Genomic DNA, 18141 nt, shown 5'->3' with positions numbered 1-18141 from the left:
ACCACTTCGTGCACCCTTTTGGTGAATTCGTCTCATGATGGTGCAAATCACGTTTTTAATTTAATTCCGATTATTTATATTTTAAAAAAATTAAATTCGTAAAAAAATAATATAAGTTATGAAAAATATTTGATAGTCGCAGAAAAGCAACATTAAATTATATTTGTAACTAAATGCAACTGGTTCAGCTGCATAATAAATATTCTTGCTTTTACAGAATTATTATTGGTAAGTAAAACTTTATCAGTAATGGTCGTGATTGCTGGAGTTGAGTTCACATTATAAAAATTGATTGCATAAAGCACATAAAAGGGAAGAGCATGTTATTGAAAGAGAAAACCAGTGTCATCTTGGTGCGGCTGGCGATCGGCACTTTTGCCGGTACTGCGATGCTTGCACAATTCGCCCATGCACAGGACGCCAACCTGGCAGCCCAGCCGGTGGCCGAAGCCAAGGCGGCCGACGACAGCAATCCTGCAGTTCAAAAAGTGTATGTGACCGGCTCCAACGTGCGCCGCATTTCGGTGGAAACGGCGTCGCCGGTGCAAATCATCACCCGCGACGAACTCACCCGTGGCGGCGCCACGTCGCTCAACGAAGTCCTGCGTACCATTTCCGCCAACGTCGGCGGTATCGATGAAAACCGCACCAACGGCTTCAGCGCCGGCGCAGCCGGCCTCAACCTGCGCGGCTTCGGCAGCCAGGCCACCCTGATGCTGATCAATGGCCGCCGCCTGGCGCCGTATGCGCAGCCGGAATTCCAGACCACCTTTGTCGACCTTAACTCGATTCCCGTCGGCGCCGTCGAACGCGTCGAAATCCTCAAGGATGGCGCCTCGGCCATTTACGGTTCGGAAGCGATGGCCGGCGTGGTCAACATCATCCTGCGCGACAGCTTCGAGGGCCTGGAACTGGGCGGCTCGCTGGGCGAGTCCAGCCGCAGCGACGGCAAGCAAAAACGCGCCACCGTCAGCTACGGCAAGGGCAGCCTGGTCGAAGACCACTTCAATGCCTACGTCACCCTCGACGTACGCCAGCGCGACCCGATGTATATGTACAACCGCGACGGCTACCTGGGCACCCAGGACCTGCGCGCCTACGGCTACAAGGACCAGCGTTCGCTGTACACGTATCCGGGCAATATCTACTGGACCGACAAGGCGACCAATGTGCTCACCTCGCGCACGCTCGACAAGAACTGCCCGGCCGACCGCCTGGTGCCGGCGTCCAGCGTACTGGCCGCCACGTCGGTGGGCCAGGCTTGCGTGTTCGATGATTACAAGGACAGCTCGATCAACTCCGCCGGCAAGACCGACCGCTTCGGCATCACCAGCCGCCTGACCTGGCAGCCGACCGCGAACACCACCCTGTTCAGCGAGCTGATGTTCAACCGCAACAAGGCCACGGTGACGGGCCTGCCGCACTGGGTGGCCGGCCAGAATGGCCAAATCGTCCCGGCGCTGCCGATCACCCACCCGCAGTATCCGCAAGAGCTGATCGGACCGGACGGTAAAACCCTGGCCGGCGGCAATGGTACCGTGCGCGTGCGCGCTTCGCTGCGCGACTTCCCGGGCCAGGGCCAGAACAACACGACTGATTTTGGCCGCTACCTGGTGGGCGCCAAGGGCGACTTCAAGAACTGGGACTGGGAAACCGCCTTGCTGCGCACCGACAGCAAGGTCAAGTCGCGCAACACCAGCGCCATCTTGGCCACCCCGTTCATCGATGCGTACACCAACGGCACCTTCATTTTCGGTGGCGGCGCGGCCAACCAGGCGCTCTACAACTCGATCACGGCCAGCCCGAAGAACGGCTTCAAGTCCGGCCTGACCCAGATCGACGGCAAATTGTCCGGCGAGTTGTTCAACCTGCCGGCCGGTGCAGTCGGCCTGGCGGTGGGCGCCGAGTTCCGTCGCGAAACGCTGTCCACCAATCCCGATCCGCTGGCAGTCGAAGGCGAGCTGTATCACCAGGCGCAGTTGCCGCCCGGCTTCTCGAACAGCCGCCGTATTTCGTCGGTCTATGCCGAGTCGACCGTTCCCGTGTTGCCGTCGGTTGAAGCACAGTTGGCGGTGCGCTATGACCATTACTCGGACTATGGCAACTCGACCACGCCGAAAGTGGGCGTGAAGTGGAATGCCACGTCGTCGTTCGTGGTGCGCGGCACGTATGCCGAAGGCTTCCGTGCACCGACCCTGGTGGAAAACTCGACCGATGTGCGCAATGCGTTCCTGACGTTCCGCGATCCGGCCCGCTGCAACGCCAGCTTCACCCTCGGTTGCAGCGGCTCGAGCGCGTACCAGAGCGGCGCCAACCCGGCGCTGCAGCCGGAAACGGCAAAGAGCTACACGCTGGGCGTGGCGTGGGAACCAAGCCCGTCGTTCATGGCAACGCTGGACTTCTTCCAGATCAAGCGCGTCGATGAAATCGGCACGTACGAACTGTCGAAGGTGCTGGCCGATCCCGACCGCTACGCCAACGATCCGGCTGCCGTCATCACCCGCGCGGCGCTGACCGCCGCCGACCGTGCCGCCGGCGCCACCGCCGGCGAGATCACCAACATCCGCATGTTGCTGACCAACGTGGCCGTGTCCAAGATCCGCGGCGCCGACCTGAAACTGACGGGCCGCCTGAACATGGGCGAGTACGGCGTGTTGACGCCAACGCTGAACGTGAGCTACACGCAGTCGTACAAGAACGCGCCGTCGCCAACGTCGGACCTGATCGAGTACGCCGGCACCCGTGGCACGCCGTCGGTGCAGGCCAACCTGGGCCTGGCGTGGAAGAAGGCGGCGTATGCGCTGTCGGCCGACACCGTATTCGTCGGCAAGATGGCTTCGGTGGCGGACCGTACCACCGAGTGCGTGATGGCGACCGAAGGTTATCCGCAACTGTGCACGGGCATTCCTTCGTTCACCGTGGTCAACCTGGGCGGCAGCTACAGCGGCTTCAAGAACACCAAGCTGAGCTTTGCGATCCAGAATGCCTTCGACCGCAAACCGCCGTTCCACCCGAACGACGGCGCCAACTACTACGCGCCGCTGCATAGCGCGATGGGACGTTACTTCCAGTTGACCGCCGATTACAGCTTCAAGTAATCGCGGCAGGATCAAAGGCGCCGTGACCGCGAGGTGACGGCGCCTTTTACCTTATGAGTGTTTTTGTTCTCGAATCGAGGAGACAGTTTTGAACCGACGCATCCTTCCCGTCGTGCTGGGCGCCTTGTTGCTCGGCGGTGGCGCTTACAGCCCCGTGGCGCAGGCCGACGCATCCATCCCCATCGCCGATTTCTTTAAAAAGGCCGAATTCAGCGGCCGCCCCGTGCTGTCGCCCGATGGCCTGAGCATGGCCGTGCTCACGCCGCGCAACGGCCGTTTCGTGCTGGCGGTAATCAATCTCGATACGCGCGCCTCGACCGTGGTGGCCTCCGATCCGGAATGGAACGTGGCCAACCCGATCTGGGTCAACAATCGCCGGCTGGTATTCAGCATCAACAAGGGCGGTGACGAAGTGCAGGAAAAGCAGACCGGTGGCGGCCTGTTTGCCGTCAACAGCGACGGCAGCGGTTTTCGCAAGCTGGTCATCAGCATCAAGGAGGCGATGAGCTCGAACCTGCCGTACAAGCCGGTCTCGGTGCTGACGCGCGTGGGCGGCGACAGTAACGACCTGATCGTGGTGAACAACGAACGTGGCCGCGATGCCGACCTGGGCGCCAGCGACGTGTTCCGCCTGGACACCACCAACGGCCGCATGGCGCTGCTTACCTTTAACAATCCGGGCGCGGTCAGCGGCTGGGTGCTCGACCATAACAAGGTGATCCGCGTGGCATCGTCGATGACGGTGGAAGACAGCAGCAAGCGCATCATCCAGACCGTGTACCTGCGCGATGACGAGAAAGCGCCGTGGAAAGCCATCTACAAGGCCTACCTCGATGAAGGCAAGGAAATGAATCCGCTGGGCTTCGACTTCGACAACAAGACCTTGTTCGTGGCCGGGCGCTTCAATGGCCGCGACAAGGCCGGCGTGCACATCTGGAACTCGGCCAACAATACCGCCGGCGAACTGATTGCCGAGCACGCCGAGGCCGATATCCCGGATGGCCTGATCTTCGACGAAATCCGCAAGAAAGTGGTGGGCGTATCGGTGTATGGCATGAAGCCGGAAATGTATTATTTCGACGAGGACTACGCCCGCCTGCAGGCCACGCTCGACGCCAGCCTGCCGGGAGAACGCGTGCAGTTCCAGTGGAATGGCAACCATGCGGTAGTGGCCACCTCCAGCACCAATAATGTCGGCAAGCTGTACCACTTCGACACCGTCAAGAAAACGCTCGAACCGCTCTACAGCGTCAAGCCTGAGCTGGACGGCAAGAAGCTGTCGGAGCAGGCCGTGATCCGTTACCAGGCCCGCGACGGCCTGACCATTCCTGCTTACCTGACCCTGCCCGAAGGCCGTCCGGCCAAGGCGCTGCCGCTGGTGGCGTACATCCACGGCGGCCCGCACGCGCGCGACGGTTTCGGCTATGATCCGATCACGCAAATGCTGGCTTCTCGCGGTTTTGCCGTGCTGCAGCCGCAGTTCCGCATGTCCACCGGCTTCGGCTGGAAACACCACGTCTCCGGCTGGAAGCAATGGGGCCTGACCATGCAGGACGATATCACCGACGGCATCGAGACCCTGGTCAAGCAGGGCGTGGTCGATCGCAACCGCGTGTGCATCATCGGCGCCAGCTACGGCGGCTATGCCACCATGTACGGCCTGGTGAAAAACCCCGACCTGTACAAGTGCGGCATCAACTGGGTAGGCGTTACCGACGTCAAGATGCTGTTCACGGTGAACTGGTCCGACATGTCGGGACCGGTGATGGACAACATCGGCGCGAAAATGCACGGCGATCCGAAAACCGACGAGGCCTACTTCACCAAGGTATCGGCTATCGGCAACGCCAGTAAAATCAAGGCCCCGGTCCTGATGGCGTACGGCAGCGAAGACCGCCGCGTACCGCTGATCCACGGCGAAAAAATGCGCGACGTGTTGCTCAAACAGGGCAATACCGTGGAGTGGATGGTGATGACGGGCGAGGGCCACGGCTGGGCCAAGGAAAGCAACAACATCAAGTGGGGCGAAACCGTGTACCGCTTCATCAACCGCTACATTGGTGACGGCGCCACTGCCACCACCACGAAAGCGGCGGGACAGCCTTGATCGCCGGGTAATACCAGCAGGCATGAAAAAGCCCCGCCGGCATCGCTGCCGGCGGGGCTTTTTGTTGAGTACTTTAAAACTTACAGCACTTCGCTGGCGTGATCGGCCAAACGCGAGCGCTCGCCGCGCGCCAGGGTGACGTGACCGCTGTGGGTCCAGCCCTTGAAGCGGTCGACCACGTAGGTCAGGCCGCTCGAGCCTTCGGTCAGGTACGGCGTGTCGATCTGGGCGATGTTGCCGAGGCACAGGATCTTGGTGCCGGGACCGGCGCGCGTGACCAGGGTTTTCATCTGCTTGGGCGTCAAGTTCTGCGCTTCGTCGATGATGAGGAACTTGTTGACGAAGGTGCGGCCGCGCATGAAGTTGAGCGACTTGATCTTGATGCGCGAACGGATCAGGTCTTGCGTTGCCGCACGACCCCACTCGCCGCCATCCGAATCGGACTTGTTGAGCACTTCGAGGTTGTCGTCGAAAGCGCCCATCCATGGCGACATTTTTTCTTCTTCGGTACCCGGCAGGAAACCGATGTCTTCACCGACCGGCACCGTCACGCGGGTGACGATGATTTCGTTGTAGAGCTTGGTTTCCAGCACTTGCGCCAAGCCGGCGGCCAGGGCCAGCAGGGTCTTGCCGGTACCGGCCTGGCCCAGCAGGGTGACGAAGTCGCACTCCGGGTTCATCAGCAAGTTCAAGGCGAAGTTCTGCTCGCGGTTACGCGCGGTCACGCCCCACACATTGTTCTTGTTGTGGCTGAAGTCGCGCAAGGTTTGCAGCACGGCGGTCTTGCCATTGAGTTGCTTGACCTGGCCGTAGAACGGTGCTTCGCCGTTTTTCGGTTCGAGGAACACGAACTGGTTGACCAGCAGCGACGGGATGAACGGACCGGTCACGCGGTAGAACGTGGCGCTCTGGCCGCTCTTGTTCTCCTGCCACGATTCGAGGTCCTTGCCGTGCTTGTTCCAGAAATCGTCCGGCAGCTGGACGATGCCCGAGTACAGCAGGTCGGTATCTTCCATCACGTGGTCGTTGAAGTAATCCTCGGCTGGCAAGCCCAGCGCACGCGCCTTGATGCGCATGTTGATGTCTTTCGACACCAGCACGATGGCGCGGCCCGGCTGATCGGCTTCGAGCGAGCGCACCACGGCCAGGATCTGGTTGTCGGCCTTGCCCACCGGCAGACCCAGCGGCAGGTCGGCGGTTTGCATGCGGGTCTGGAAGTACAGGCGGCCCTTGGCGTCCTTGTTGCCCAGCTTGGACAATTCGATGCCGTTTTCGATGGCGTCGTCGTCGGTGTTGGAGACCAGCGCGTCGAGCGTGCGCGAGACCTGGCGCGCATTGCGCGCCACTTCGGTCATGCCCTTCTTGTGGTTGTCCAGTTCTTCCAGCGTCATCATCGGCAGGTAGACGTCGTGCTCCTCGAAGCGGAACAGCGACGACGGATCGTGCATCAGCACGTTGGTGTCGAGCACGAACAGCTTGGTGGTGCCGGCCTGGTCCGCATTGCGGCTGGTGGACGACTTGATGCCCGACTCGTTCGCCTTGTGCTTGGTTGGATGCGGCGCTTCGGCGGTAATCGGCGTGACCTTGGAGCGCGATGGCGCAGCCTTGGTCTTGGCAACCGGCTTGGCCACCGCTGGTGCTGCTGCCGGCGTTGGCACCGGCGCCAGTTTGGCGACCGGAGCTGGTGCGGGCACTGCGTCGGCGGCAGCTTTCAGCACGGCCGGCGCCGCCTTCAGCACGGCAGCAACGGCCTTCGACTTGGTGGTTTTGGCCGGGGCCTTGGCCACCGGTGCAGCAACGGGCGCGACCGGCGCGACTTTTGGTGTTGGAACAGCTTTGACGACAGGCGCCGCTTTCTTCGGCGCGCGCGCGGCAGCGGCTACGGGTACATCTTCCACGACCGCAGCCGCTGCCGCCGCGATGGCGGAAACAGGGCGCTGAGCAGTGGCTTGGGGATAATCTTTTGCCGGCAGTATAGTCGCAGGCTTACTAGGTAATTTTGGCAGTGGCATCAGGATCTCAATCGAAAAATATCTGGAGGAATCCGCCCATAGGCGCAGCGCGCTTGCCCGTGCGTAATCGGGAAGCGTTGGGACCGGATGGGGTGGATGCTGGGTAAAGCAGGTAACAAGACTGCCGATGGGCATACATCTCGCCCGGTGGTAGGACTGCATGGTGGCCGGTTGGCCACCAGTGAGGGGTGGTTGATTGACAGTGTGAACTCAAGATTGGTGAATACGCATGGTACTGCAACGGTTAGGCAATTCCGGACCGCTGCGCACTGGCCTGGGCAACTACAGCATCAAGCCTGGCGCGCGACGAATTCCAGCACTTCATCAACGTGACCTGCAACCTTCACGCCTCTCCATTCTTTCACCAATTGGCCGTTAGCGTCAATCACAAACGTACTGCGCTCAATACCGCGCACGGTCTTGCCATACATTTGCTTCATCTTCATGACACCGAACTGTTCGCACAGCGCTTCTTCGGGATCGGAGATCAGCTCGAAAGGCAGGCCCAGCTTGGTTTTGAAGTTTTCGTGCGAGCGCAGCGAGTCGCGGCTGACGCCGTAGATTTCGGTGCCGGCCGCCTGGAATTGCTCGTGCAGGTCGCGGAAGGCGATGTTCTCGGTGGTGCAGCCTGGCGTGTTGTCCTTGGGATAGAAGAACAACACCGTGTGGCGGGCCGGACGGCCGGCCAGCTGGAAGGTCTGCGCGCCCGTCATGGCGGCGGAAAAATCGGTCACGGGGGATGGGCTATCAGCCAAAGACGTTCTCCTGGGGTAAGCGTGGCGCCAAGGCGGCGCGCTGGAATGTTGCAGTAATGTGGGGCCGGGCGGTGCAATTGCAAGGGCAAGATCAACCGTTGCCTTGCTCGGCGGTATCGATGATCAGCGCCAGCGCCACCTTGCGGCCTTCGCCCATCAGGATATTGTAGGTGCGGCAGGCGGCCTGGCTGTCCATGCACTCGACGCCGATCCGGCGCAAGGTGAGCGCGGCCGTCAGGCGCGGGTGGATGAAACGCTGGCGCGCGCCGGTGCCGAGAATGACCACGTCGGGATCGTCGGCGCCGATTACATCGAAATGCTCTACGGTAAGAGATTCGAAAGTGGGCGCATCCCAGGCGCGCGGCGCCATCTCGGGCAACACCACCAGGCTGTAGTTATAACGCTCGGCGTTGATTTCCACGCCGGTCTGGTCGTAGCCGGTGACGGTTTGGTACTTTTGGGTATCGCTTTGATGAAGCTTCATGGTGATGTCTGCAAGAATGCTGCGGAAGACTGCCATTCTACCGTTTTTCGGCCCCTTGACACCCCGGGGAGCCGAAATTACCTACTGCGCGTCCCGCTATCGCCTCTCCGTTGCTCAGCGTACCTTCGTACGCTTCCGCTACTCGAGACGATATCGGGCCGCTCGGTACGGTTTTTCGGGTCCCCTTCTCTCAAAGGTTGATTAAATGGGATGCTTTCGGCACAATCGTTATTTTCGCACTGCAGCAAGGCGGTAGCGCCGATTTGGCAGGCCGCAGCGTTTTTGCCTCACCTGAACAGGATTTTATTTTGCGACCGATTCAAAAATCGAACAAACTGGCGGAAGTCTGCTACGAGATCCGCGGCCCGGTGCCGGAAAAAGCGCGCCAGATGGAGGAGGAAGGTCACAAGATCGTCAAACTCAACATCGGCAACCTGGCCGTGTTCGGCTTCGACCCGCCCGATGAAATCGTGCAGGACATGAAGATCAACCTGTCCAATGCGGCGGGCTATACCGATTCCAAGGGCATGTTTGCGCCGCGCAAGGCCATCATGCACTACACTCAGGGCAAGAATATCGCCGGCGTCACCATTGACGACATCTATCTGGGCAACGGCGCGTCCGAGCTGATCGTGATGTCGATGAACGCGCTGCTCAACAACGGCGACGAGGTGCTGGTGCCGGCGCCCGACTATCCGCTGTGGACGGCGGCCGTCAGCCTGTCCGGCGGCAAGCCGGTGCACTACGTGTGCGACGAGCAGCAGGAGTGGTACCCGGACATCGAAGACATGCGCCGCAAGATCACGTCCAACACGCGCGCCATCGTTGTCATCAACCCGAATAATCCCACTGGCGCGCTGTACCCGGTGTCGCTGCTGCTGGAGATTATCGAGCTGGCGCGCCAGCACCAGCTGATCATCTACGCCGACGAAATCTACGACAAGGTGTTATATGACGGCGCCGAGCACGTCTCGATCGCCTCGCTGGCGGACGACGTGCTGTTCGTCACCTTCAACGGCCTGTCGAAGAACTACCGCGCTTGCGGCTACCGCGCGGGCTGGATGGTGGTGTCGGGCGAAAAATCCCATGCCAAGGACTACATCGAAGGCCTCAATATGCTGGCCTCGATGCGCTTGTGCGCGAACGCACCGGGGCAGTTTGCGATCCAGACTGCGCTCGGCGGCTACCAGTCGATCCAGGACCTGGTAGGACCGGGCGGGCGCCTGTTGAAGCAACGCGACCTGGCCCACAAGCTGCTGACCGATATTCCGGGCGTCACTTGTGTCAAGCCGAAAGCCGCGCTGTACATGTTCCCGCGACTCGATCCGAAAATCTATCCGATTGCGGACGACCAGCAATTCGCTTACGAGCTGCTGGCTGAAACAAAAGTGCTGATCGTCCAGGGCTCGGGCTTCAACTGGATCGCGCCGGACCATTTCCGCGTCGTGTTCCTGCCCAACTCGGACGATATGACGGAAGCGTTTGGCCGCATGGCCAAGTTCATGGAAGGCTACAGAAAACGCCACGGCGCCACCGTATAAGATCGCCTCAAAAAGCCCAGGGCGGCGTTGCGGCTCCTTGCCCTGGACATTTTGAGGCGATCTTCACCAATTAGATAGAAACGAATTATATGAAACCGATCAAAGTAGGCTTATTAGGCGTCGGCAATGTCGGCTCCGGTACGTTCAATGTGCTTGAACGCAATCAGGAAGAAATCCGCCGCCGCGCCGGCCGTGGTATCGAAGTGGTGGCCGTTTCGGCCCGCAACCTCGAGCGCGCCAAGGAGCGCACCGGCGGCAAAGTCAAGGTCGTGGCCGACCCGTTCGATATCGTCAACGATCCCGAGATCGATATCGTCGTCGAGCTGATCGGCGGTTACGACGAAGCCAAGGCCCTGGTGCTGCAGGCGATCGCCAATGGCAAGCACGTGGTCACCGCCAACAAGGCGCTGCTGGCAGTGCATGGCAATGAAATTTTCGCTGCGGCGCAAGCCAAGGGCGTGATGGTCGCGTTTGAGGCGGCCGTGGCCGGCGGCATCCCGATCATCAAGGCGCTGCGCGAAGGTCTCACCGCCAACCGCATCGAGTGGCTGGCCGGCATCATCAACGGCACCACCAATTTCATCCTGTCCGAGATGCGCGACAAGGGCCTCGACTTCGCCACCGTGCTCAAGCAAGCGCAGGAACTCGGCTACGCCGAAGCCGACCCGACCTTCGACATCGAAGGCGTCGATGCAGCGCATAAAGCCACGATCATGTCGGCGATTGCGTTCGGCATCCCGGTGCAGTTCGACAAGGCCCACGTGGAAGGCATTTCGAAACTGAACGCCGTCGATATCCGTTACGCAGAACAACTCGGCTACCGCATCAAGTTGCTGGGCATCGCCAAGCGCGCCACCGTCAATGGCAAAGAGGGCGTGGAACTGCGCGTCCACCCGACCCTGATCCCGAACAAGCGCCTGATCGCCAACGTGGAGGGCGCGATGAACGCCGTGCTGGTGCAGGGCGACGCCGTCGGCGCCACGCTGTACTCGGGCAAGGGCGCCGGCTCCGAGCCGACCGCCTCGGCCGTCATCGCCGACCTGGTCGATATCACCCGCCTGGCCACCGCCGATCCCGAACACCGCGTACCGCACCTGGCCTTCCAGCCCAACGCCATGACCAACATCGAAATCCTGCCGATGTCGGAAGTGACCACCAGCTACTACCTGCGCATGAACGTGGAAGACCAGCCGGGCGTGCTGGCCGACCTGACCCGCATCCTGGCCGACGGCACCATCTCGATCGACGCCATGATGCAGAAGGAACCGGCCGAAGGCGAAACCCGCACCGACATCATTTTCCTCACGCACCAGACCCAGGAAAAGAATGTAACGGCGGCAATTGCCAAGATGGAAGCGCTGACCACGGTGCATGGCACGGTCACCAAGATTCGCCTGGAAAACCTGAGCTGACGCTGATTCGCAGCGTTGCTGTTTGACCGCCAAGGGGCGGCCTCCACGCGGGGGCCGCCCTTGTTCGTTTGGAGCCGTATGAAACCTCAACATCAGCAGGACCAGAAAACCAACGTCCTGTTCGTCTGCAGCAAAAACCAGTGGCGCAGCCCGACAGCGGAAACCCTGTGGCGCCGTCATCCAGCCTTGAACGTGCGCTCCGGCGGCACCAGCCCCAACGCCAGGCACCACGTCTCCGAAGACGACATCCGCTGGGCCGACGTGATCCTGGTCATGGAAGAAAAACACAAGTCACGGCTCAGGGCTGAATTTACGCGGCTGCTTGAATTCAAGCCGGTGTATGTGCTTGATATTCCGGACGAGTACAAGTACATGGATGCGGAACTGGTCGAGCAACTCGAGCAGATTGTGCCCTCGATCCTGTCGATTTTTCAAGATGGCAAGCTTTCGACATAGCCGCAGATCCTCGGATATCGGGTTGGTAGTGGCAATTGGCGAGATTTCCGCTTAGAAAGCTTGCTATGCTTGGTTGCAAGCTGGTGATTTGGAGGACTCGGATCTCAGCAATGACTAGTTTGATAGTATAGATAAAGCCACACCGGCTGCGTCGTTGAGGGCAAATAGGTGGTTGAGTCGGGGCGATGCTTGGTTCGTGTGAGAGAAGCCATGGTGTATAGAACTGGTCCAGGGAGCAACTGCATTTACTGTGCTCGAGAAGCAAATTTTCACCGGTTAAGCTGGGTCGCCAAACGGCCATCAGCGGACCGTGACCTATAAAATTAAAATATGGAAATTCATTTCAAAGACAAATTCGACGAAGGGCAATACGACCGCGTCATTGCTGTTGGCGGTGATAAGGTTGATACTGCCGTTGCTGCAAGCGTTGCCATTTTCGATAGTGACGGTTTACGAACCCGAGTGAACGTGCTATCCAGCGCCGGAGNGAGCGTCCAGGCGTAGCCGCCGGTGTGCACGTTGCGGCGACCGCGTCATTGCTGTTGGCGGTGATAAGGTTGATACTGCCGTTGCTGCAAGCGTTGCCATTTTCGATAGTGACGGTTTACGAACCCGAGTGAACGTGCTATCCAGCGCCGGAGACTCATGCTTCCAAGATGTTCGATATGTAGGCAACCTCATATTTATCGGCTTTGGTCAATATGTATTTATTTTAGACTTGAAGGCCGGTGCGGTAGTTAGCCATCAACTCGATGGCTATTTTGGCCATATGTACGATGGTGGCGATTTTGAAAATCTACCCACAAAATTTTCTGTACTCGTTACATCCGCCTCAGAAGCGCTAGCGTTCTCGAGGACGGGTGAATTGCTTTGGGTGCGGAAAAATCTCGGCATTGACGGAGTGCTATTGCATGCCGCAAACTCCAGACAATTCGACGGCGAGGGCGAGTGGGACCCTCCTGGTGGATGGCGGAAATTTTCAGTGTTGGCGGATTCAGGCACCGTCCTATAACGGTCAGATGCGGACCTTCAAAGCTACAGCCACAATGTAGTTCATTCCAATTGAATTGAATAAAAAATGAATCGATTTGAACGCGAAGTACCCCTTACAACAGAAATGCAAGGACGCTGGGTGGAAGATGGGGATGTCAGAACTGGTTATCAAAGATGGCGAGATTACTTGTTTTGGTTCTAGCGTCGAGTACGACTACAAGGATGTCGGTCAAATCGATGGCACGTTGACCGTATCTCTTGGCGTTAACGATGCATCTCAGCAGGATAGTTTTCAACGCGAAAATATTACGGGGTTAGTGATTTCGCCTGATGGTGAATTTCTTGTCTATAACGTCAAATTTGGCGCTCTCGTTGTTCGCCCGAGCGCATGATGCCGATGACAGGCTCCGCCATGAGCAGACGTTGAGCACGCACGTCTGTAGAAAATGGCGCTAGGCTACGTTCTTAACTTGTAGAGAGGAATTACCTTGATTTGTTCAAAATGTGGTGAAGAACATTCTTTGGACGAAATGGAGCTCACTTTTCGTCGACCTGATGACGTTGTAAAGCTCTCTGTGGAAGACCGGGCTCGCCTGGTTAAAGAGAATAACGATTTGTGCGTTATCGACGGGAAGCGGTTTTTCATCCGAGCACTGCTGCCTATATCGGTCAAGTCACGCGACCACCCATATTGTATTGGCTTATGGGTAGAAGTATCTCAGGCTGCCTTTGCGCGTATTTACGACCTTTGGGACTCGGACGCGCAAATCCATGAACCTCCATTCGCAGCAAAAATTGCAAATAAAATACCGATTCTCGATGGCTCGTTCGGCTTAGATGCGGAACTGCGTTTGACAGGTCCAGCTACTAGTCCCGACGTTTTCCTTCAAGTGAGCCCGCACCAGCTTTACATCGAACAAGCGGGCGGAATTGACGCACACCGAGCATCCGAGTATTCGGCGCTATTTGCGTAACCTACGTTGTGCTCCATCGGCCGCGTGCGGCCAGGAGCGGTCATTCGGCCGGACGTGTTATGCAAGAGTTTGATGAACAAAACAGATACGGTCACGATGAGGAGAATGACTGCATGACTTTTCCTACGGTAGATTCCGCGCGACTAATTCGCGATGGTGGAATTGATGCGATGGCGGCTCTTGACGCCGTTATTTTCGATGCTATCGCGGGTCTTTCGCCACAGGAGCAACAAATCATTAAGCATGCTTTTGGCGAAGCGATGGGGGGAATCATTGTCAACCTGATTAACCCAGCGGTTGGGGCATTTCCTGAGCTTGAAACCGATCAATCTGCCTAGTCCGCGATCGCGGAGTCTCGCGCATCAATTCGCGCGAATCGGTCTGACCGAGCACTCCTGCGGACGCCATCGTCCAACGTCTGAAGGTCCGCGTTGGGGCGAAAACGACGAGTCGGGGCAGATCATGATGTTTTCGCAACGGCAACATGCTATGCTAGCGCGACCGGCCGATAACGGCCAAGACCCGCCGGTCAGACGCGTGTAAAAAAAAGAACTTTTTTTGAGGAAAACTTTTAACGCGATGAAGGCCTGCGATTCTCGTCACTAATGCCAGAGACGTGTACTCGGCATCGACAAGCTGCGATTCCGTTCATACCATTCCTTAAAAAACTTTGTCATTCTTCAATTTAAGCAACAGATGAAAGCACTGGCCCTTGCCGCAATTAAGTTCTACCAACGGTACATTTCGCAATACAAGGGCTTTTGCTGTGCTTACGCCGCTTACACGAGCGATGCTAGTTGTTCGACGCTCGGCTATCGCGCAATCCGGCGCTACGGGGTTTTGGATGGACTTTCCATTCTAAACCGGAGGCTGGCGCGATGCGGGACGGCGAGTCGAATTGCGAAGGTTGCCCGGCAGATGCCGTTGCTGATGCGACGGCAATCCGGCTATATCGACTGCGGTGGCTGCGATGCCGGTGGTTGCGATACTCCACTCGGAGGTTCTAGTTGGTCGTGCCACGATTTACTGAAAATCTTGGACTGTTGTTCTGGGTGCAGTTGCGAGTGGCCAACTCTAGTCAGGGCAACCTCTGACTATCGCGAGGGTACCCCAGACAACGCGGAAGCCGTCAAGCGGCGTAGCCGACTCCTGCGCGAGGCAAACACACCCACCGATACCCCGGAGCCGTAGTCAATTACCGTTAGAAAATCTCCACAGCGGGAGACTTCTGCCATGACGTGACAAATTGTGAGCTTTGCACTCAGACAAGATGCTATCGTGACCATGTGGACCGTATCAGGCCGATGATAGACGTTGGACGTTGTATTAATTACTGCTGAGGCGCCGACTGCAATCGGCCAATAGCGGACACACACTCGGGGAGCCATGCCTTAATGCAGTTAGAAACTGTCTCTAACATTGAAATTGCAGCGGACGGTTCGCTACTGGTTGTTGGGCTGGAAAGCGGCGTCAGCCAATCCTACCAGTATGTTTATCGTGCTGCGGCCGGAGTTTATTGGGACGATAACGTTAGAGCTTTCAAGCTGGATACGAAAAACGATAAACGCTTTGCCCATTGGTTTGCTCACGTCTGCAAAGTGTTGGAGGAAGAAATGAATGTCCGATTGCACCTTGGGAACCGGACGGCGTGGACCAACGTTCCCAATGACGTTCGAAGTGAAATTGAGCTATCCCACGGCAGGCTGTAAGCGGCCAGGAGCGGTCATTCGAGATAAGTTGATCAATTATGAAATCTAAATCTGTCAGTAGCATAGTTGGGCCTTGGCAAGGGAACGAATCGACCGGGCTTATGCAGCGTTGCCGCGATAATTGGGAGATGTCGCTAAGTGAGCTGTCTGATTTGATGGTGGCGACATTTTTGAATCAACAGATAGCTGTAGTTGAAATGCTGGAGGAAGCTGAATCCCGCTTAAAGCGCACAGAGCGAGACGACACAGAATACTTCGAAGGCCAACTCCTAGAAGCTCTAACTGGGGCTAAGGAACGAACCAAGTAAAGCCTCATCAGACCGCCTACGGCCAAAAGCGGACAGTGCGGAACCGCATCTACTGACCTATCAATCCTAACTGCCCTGCGGATCAGATGACCAAATCTAGCATACGAACTGAAGTTGATGAACTTGAAAAAATGGGCTCGCTGCCGTCGGAAAGCGAGGCCGAAGTGGCTCAGTTAANCCGCCTGCAAGCTTGAAAGCGAGCGCGACAGGCGCTGGGTCATGCGGCCTTACAAAACAGGGTCAAGCGCCGGGTGCTACCAGCAAAGCGGGGCCGGCCGCCTTGCGGATCAGATGACCAAATCTAGCATACGAACTGAAGTTGATGAACTTGAAAAAATGGGCTCGCTGCCGTCGGAAAGCGAGGCCGAAGTGGCTCAGTTAAAAAGGATCGAAGAACTTTACCGAGCCATCGTAAGGCCGATAACGGACAATGAGGCCCGCGTATTGATCGAATTGCTCGGCCCTGATCTCTGCTTTGGACTTACTTGGTCGTTTATGCATCTGATCGAGACGGCACCTGGTTGGCCGCTCAAGGACTGCCTAGAGCAGTTGAACAATGAGTGGAAGATCGAATTACGGGACCGTGCACTAAGAGGCGGCCACCAGTTTTAGGCTAGGGGGCCGTTCTGGCTGGATAGCAATCGGCCATAAGCTGCCCGTCGAAAGCGGCTTTCCAACCAAGATGAAACGAAATTTATTGATGTCCTTTGCAAAGCTAAGCCACGTCAACCTCCATCGCCCCGAAACTATAGTGAATGGGGCCACGACCACACAGCGCGACTCCGCAGATTTCCTCGTAGACGGTGAGTCGTTGTTAGCGCGCCTTGTCAAGATGCATGGTGGACATGGCGACTTCATGGGGTGCTTCGTGCGCGGATTTTCTGAAGACAATGCGCAAGCCTTGAATGAGCTCCTGTTCGAAGTTGACGCGCGCTCGGGGCAACGTCGAGTTGGTATATATATCTGTCCCGAGTGCGGGGATATCGAATGTGGAATATTTTCGGTGATGGTGGAGCTGCGTGCTGATGAAGTGATTTGGTCAAAATTCGCCTACGAAAACGGCGAAGACGAGCCTAGTGTATTTGAAGAAATAGGGCCCTTCAAATTCGCGTTATTGCAGTACGAAAAGGCTGTTCATCGGTCCGCAGAAATTTAGTGAACGGCTCTACACGGCCAAGAGCAGACCAACCTCGAAACTGAAAAATGGAATATGGTAAATATGTTGGATTTAGTAGGAGCTAGGGAGTTTGGCGATCCATCCATCTTTGCCTTTGTATGTATTCATGAACCTATTCCGAATGACCGGGGGCATGTATATGGACGAATGTGCATTAGGTCGAATGAAAAAGTGCTAGGGGACTTTGACGAGCCTGCCTGCATGCTAAACGTAACTGCCGCTCACCTTGAAGCGGTCATACGACGCTTGCCAGAGCTCGAAACTGATATGTTTGTTGCAAAAGATGATGTGTCGGTATGGCAAAGAATTGATAAGGCTCTCTATCTTGATGATGACAGGTTGTAGTGGTCAACCCATCCCGGACACTACGTTAAGTTTTTCTTCGGCGACAGCCGGCGCCAGTCCCTGGTTGAACTGATGCGGTCGTATCCAGTTATACNTGTAGTGGTCAACCCATCCCGGACACTACGTTAAGTTTTTCTTCGGCGACAGCCGGCGCCAGTCCCTGGTTGAACTGATGCGGTCGTATCCAGTTATACCGGTGCATCAGGTAATAGCTGATGTCCCGTTGTGCCTCTCGTGCCGTCATGTAACCAGTTGACGGCAGCCACTCCGTTTTGAAGCTGCGGAACAGCCGTTCCATCGGGGCATTGTCCCAACAATTTCCCCTACGGCTCATACTTTGTTGTATCCGATAGCGCCATAATCGCTGACGGAATTTTCGGCTGGCGTACTGACTACCCTGATCCGAATGAAACAGCAGCCCTTGGGGGCGACCGCGNTTGTTGTATCCGATAGCGCCATAATCGCTGACGGAATTTTCGGCTGGCGTACTGACTACCCTGATCCGAATGAAACAGCAGCCCTTGGGGGCGACCGCGMTGCTCGAAGGCCATTTCCAGCGCTTGCACGACAAGGTCGTAAGCGTCGTCCCGGCGCCGTCTGGACTGCCTGACCACCACCATTCATGATCGAATTTTGGCACAGCATTTGTGCCCACAAATTCTGATTATGGACACAAATTTTCAACCGATCACTTCCAAGAATGCGCGCGGCCATTATCGGCAGCACTCGTTGGAGTTCAAGCGCGCATTGGTGGCGCTGTCGCTCGATCC

Annotated in this window: 15 protein-coding genes and 2 pseudogenes; 12 read left to right on the top strand and 5 right to left on the bottom strand. The window is 57.4% G+C overall.

Features of this window, described 5'->3' with window-relative positions:
- Window positions 1-320 precede the first annotated feature (320 nt).
- Window positions 321-3098 carry a TonB-dependent receptor gene (locus tag ASF04_RS09085; RefSeq protein WP_056140277.1) on the top strand — a complete coding sequence of 926 codons (2778 nt, stop codon included), beginning with the start codon at window positions 321-323 and terminating at the stop codon, window positions 3096-3098.
- A gap of 88 nt (window positions 3099-3186) precedes the next feature.
- Window positions 3187-5205 (top strand): S9 family peptidase, encoded by a 2019-nt coding sequence (locus ASF04_RS09080; protein ID WP_056140275.1) that lies wholly within the window; start codon window positions 3187-3189, stop codon window positions 5203-5205.
- Between the two features lie 80 nt (window positions 5206-5285).
- On the opposite strand, the gene ASF04_RS09075 is transcribed toward ASF04_RS09080, so the two are convergent.
- The 3 genes from ASF04_RS09075 to ASF04_RS09065 all read right to left on the bottom strand — a co-directional run bounded on the left by ASF04_RS09075 (window position 5286) and on the right by ASF04_RS09065 (window position 8456).
- Complete coding sequence (locus ASF04_RS09075) at window positions 5286-7217, bottom strand: PhoH family protein (RefSeq protein WP_056140273.1); 1932 nt, start codon at window positions 7215-7217, stop codon at window positions 5286-5288.
- Window positions 7218-7507: 290 nt separating this feature from the next.
- On the bottom strand, window positions 7508-7972 hold the full coding sequence (locus tag ASF04_RS09070; protein ID WP_255360907.1) for a peroxiredoxin: 465 nt from the start codon (window positions 7970-7972) through the stop codon (window positions 7508-7510).
- 91 nt (window positions 7973-8063) lie between these two features.
- The gene (locus tag ASF04_RS09065; protein ID WP_026637421.1) at window positions 8064-8456 is read right to left on the bottom strand and encodes an Mth938-like domain-containing protein; all 393 of its coding nucleotides are present in this window, start codon (window positions 8454-8456) and stop codon (window positions 8064-8066) included.
- A gap of 308 nt (window positions 8457-8764) precedes the next feature.
- On the opposite strand from ASF04_RS09065, the gene ASF04_RS09060 reads away from it, so the two are divergent.
- The 10 genes from ASF04_RS09060 to ASF04_RS27420 all read left to right on the top strand — a co-directional run bounded on the left by ASF04_RS09060 (window position 8765) and on the right by ASF04_RS27420 (window position 17371).
- The gene (locus ASF04_RS09060; protein ID WP_026637420.1) at window positions 8765-9997 is read left to right on the top strand and encodes a pyridoxal phosphate-dependent aminotransferase; all 1233 of its coding nucleotides are present in this window, start codon (window positions 8765-8767) and stop codon (window positions 9995-9997) included.
- 89 nt (window positions 9998-10086) lie between these two features.
- On the top strand, window positions 10087-11409 hold the full coding sequence (locus tag ASF04_RS09055; RefSeq protein WP_019922610.1) for a homoserine dehydrogenase: 1323 nt from the start codon (window positions 10087-10089) through the stop codon (window positions 11407-11409).
- A gap of 78 nt (window positions 11410-11487) precedes the next feature.
- Window positions 11488-11865, top strand: coding sequence for a low molecular weight protein tyrosine phosphatase family protein (locus tag ASF04_RS09050; protein ID WP_056140270.1), 378 nt, complete (start codon window positions 11488-11490; stop codon window positions 11863-11865).
- 1145 nt (window positions 11866-13010) lie between these two features.
- Window positions 13011-13250: a hypothetical protein gene (locus ASF04_RS09045; RefSeq protein WP_156368592.1), complete on the top strand. Its 240-nt coding sequence runs from the start codon at window positions 13011-13013 to the stop codon at window positions 13248-13250.
- Between the two features lie 96 nt (window positions 13251-13346).
- On the top strand, window positions 13347-13832 hold the full coding sequence (locus ASF04_RS26715; RefSeq protein ID WP_082488664.1) for a DUF2199 domain-containing protein: 486 nt from the start codon (window positions 13347-13349) through the stop codon (window positions 13830-13832).
- Between the two features lie 59 nt (window positions 13833-13891).
- Entirely contained in the window at window positions 13892-14170 is a 279-nt protein-coding gene (locus ASF04_RS09040; RefSeq protein ID WP_056140262.1) for a hypothetical protein, read from the top strand.
- Window positions 14171-14528: 358 nt separating this feature from the next.
- Window positions 14529-15023: a membrane protein insertion efficiency factor YidD gene (gene yidD, locus ASF04_RS28690; RefSeq protein WP_082488663.1), complete on the top strand. Its 495-nt coding sequence runs from the start codon at window positions 14529-14531 to the stop codon at window positions 15021-15023.
- A gap of 203 nt (window positions 15024-15226) precedes the next feature.
- A complete protein-coding gene (locus tag ASF04_RS09035; protein ID WP_056140259.1) occupies window positions 15227-15541 on the top strand; it encodes a hypothetical protein in 315 nt (104 codons plus the stop codon).
- Between the two features lie 1008 nt (window positions 15542-16549).
- Window positions 16550-17005, top strand: coding sequence for a hypothetical protein (locus ASF04_RS09020; protein ID WP_056140247.1), 456 nt, complete (start codon window positions 16550-16552; stop codon window positions 17003-17005).
- Between the two features lie 54 nt (window positions 17006-17059).
- Entirely contained in the window at window positions 17060-17371 is a 312-nt protein-coding gene (locus ASF04_RS27420) for a hypothetical protein (protein ID WP_156368590.1), read from the top strand.
- Between the two features lie 103 nt (window positions 17372-17474).
- On the opposite strand, the pseudogene ASF04_RS09015 reads toward ASF04_RS27420, so the two are convergent.
- Window positions 17475-17807: pseudogene (locus ASF04_RS09015) on the bottom strand (integrase core domain-containing protein); the annotation flags it as partial.
- 100 nt (window positions 17808-17907) lie between these two features.
- Window positions 17908-17991, bottom strand: a pseudogene (locus ASF04_RS28685) (hypothetical protein); the annotation flags it as partial.
- Between the last annotated feature and the right edge of the window lie 150 nt (window positions 17992-18141).

This window comes from Duganella sp. Leaf61, from assembly GCF_001421905.1.
Taxonomy (GTDB): domain Bacteria; phylum Pseudomonadota; class Gammaproteobacteria; order Burkholderiales; family Burkholderiaceae_D; genus Rugamonas; species Rugamonas zoogloeoides.
The sequence above is the reverse complement of the archived record's forward strand: the minus strand, read 5'-3'. Positions and strand labels throughout refer to the sequence as shown.